General features: G+C 61.7%; 1 protein-coding gene. It reads right to left on the bottom strand.

The window, feature by feature from the left end:
- Positions 1-21: 21 nt before the first annotated feature.
- Positions 22-1,407 (bottom strand): IS4 family transposase, encoded by a 1,386-nt coding sequence (locus F1735_RS33540; protein WP_445081580.1) that lies wholly within the window; start codon positions 1,405-1,407, stop codon positions 22-24.
- Between the last annotated feature and the right edge of the window lie 56 nt (positions 1,408-1,463).

The raw sequence follows: 1,463 nt of genomic DNA, 5'->3' as shown, positions 1-1,463 counted from the left end.
GGCCATATCGTTATACACAACTCAGCCGTGCCCCTCGCGCATCGACTGTAATGCAGTGGCCACATCCATCACGCGCTGCAATCCTTGCCAGATCGTCTTTACGCCGGGTTCGCCGTCGCTCTTGCGTCCAAGGAAGCCGCCGAGCTGGGCGATCAATCGTAGCACCTCGTTGAGGCGCGGCGGTTCGGTCGGCTGCGGCTTCTTCGAGAGCAGATACGCGCCCCGAATTTCATCGGGGTCGAAGAATAGAGCGGCATCGAGATCCGGGCAGGTCCGGCCTAGTCGCATCAGGTAGGCCACCCGCCAGGCGACGATCATGAACAGCGCGAGTGCCCGTTCGATGCGATCAATCGCCGAAAGTTGGAGCGCCTCGACCTTGCAGCCATTCTTGAGGACATTGAAATAGATCTCGATTTCCCAGCGTGCGCGATACCAGTCAATCAATTCGATGGCATCGTCCAGCGCCAGAGCCGGCCGGTTCGTCAGCAGGCGCCATTCGACGGGCTTGACGCCCTTCGGCGCGTCGATTTCGCGTGCCACGATACAGGTGGCCGATACCGTCCCGGCCTTGCCGTTCGCAATGCTCACCTCGCGTGCCCAGAGTTGCTGGCGCACCTTGCGCGCTTTCTGATCGTCTCTGCCCGGCATGGTGAAGGTGATCTCTCCAAGCGCGGCGCCAGCGCTCGTGTACGCCCACAGCTTCTCGCCATCACCATCGGGCAGGCAGCGATTGTGCTTGGCCCGTACCAGCCAGTCGGCCGGCGTCCCCAGCACCTGCGCGCGCGCCATCATGGCCAGCAGATCGGCTTCGCGGTCGGCCACGTACACCAGCCGCGTCGCCGGCATCTCGGCCGCCATTTCGGCGACACGTTCATACCCTTCGATCCAGCGCGTGCTTTCCTTCCGACCGTGCCGCACGCCATCCTTGTCGCGCTCTTCGCGCGCCCACATCCACGCGTCGAGCACTCCCAACGGCTCGCGATCCGGTGTGACCGCGTAGGTCGGGTGCACGTACATCCCGCGCCGCGCTTCGTAGTTCAATGGACCAAGGCCGGTTGCCTCCTGGCCATTGAAATCGAGTTCGGTCGTGTCCTGCAAACACAGCACGACGGGGTACGCGTTCATCCGCTTCTGAGTCTGCTCCCAGTGTGGCGCCATGATGTCCTCCCACTCGACATCCGGGTTGGCCAGGAAACGGTAGGCCGCGCACGTTTCACTCCAGCTTTCGCACGCCATCGGGATGCTGGCCGTCGGGTTTGCCGAAAGTCGTTCCATCAGTATCTTCGCTCTCTTGTCGAGGCGACCGTCTCCCAAGTCGAGACCCGCGAATTCTTGCTCTGTCCAGCGGCGCGATCCTGTTGCCAACGCATCACCTAAAAGGCGAGAGTAAACCTCAAACCAGCCCAGGTTACAAGTGCCATCGCAAGTACTTGAATGTAAACAGATTTTTCAGGCATCGGCTG

The sequence above is a fragment of the Massilia genomosp. 1 genome (assembly GCF_011682185.1).
Taxonomy (GTDB): Bacteria; Pseudomonadota; Gammaproteobacteria; order Burkholderiales; family Burkholderiaceae_D; genus Telluria_A; species Telluria_A rubra.
Note: the sequence above shows the minus strand (reverse complement) of the source record. Positions and strands in the feature narration are given on the sequence as shown.